Below are 252 nucleotides of genomic sequence, written 5' to 3'. Positions count from 1 at the left end.
CAGCTGGTAGACGACGTTGCCCAGCGCGCCGCGGTAGGGCACCTGGCCCTCGACGCCCTCGGGGATGAGCTTGTCGTCGGAGGGGACGTCGGCCTGGAAGTACCGGTCTTTCGAGTACGACGTGTTCTTGCCGCGGGTCTGCATGGCCCCCAGCGAGCCCATGCCCCGGTAGTTCTTGAACTGCTTGCCGCCGACGAAGACCAGGTCGCCCGGGCTCTCGTTGCAGCCGGCCAGCAGCGAGCCGAGCATCAC

1 protein-coding gene is annotated in these 252 nt (G+C 67.9%); it reads right to left on the bottom strand.

Translation table 11 applies throughout. From position 1 onward, the window contains the following. Positions 1–252: IMP dehydrogenase (locus ACEN88_RS35860; protein WP_413347147.1), on the bottom strand; the 252-nt coding region annotated here is incomplete at both ends.

This window comes from Massilia sp. CT11-108 (genome assembly GCF_047302915.1).
Taxonomy (GTDB): domain Bacteria; phylum Pseudomonadota; class Gammaproteobacteria; order Burkholderiales; family Burkholderiaceae_D; genus Telluria; species Telluria orientalis.
Note: the sequence above shows the minus strand (reverse complement) of the source record. Positions and strands in the feature narration are given on the sequence as shown.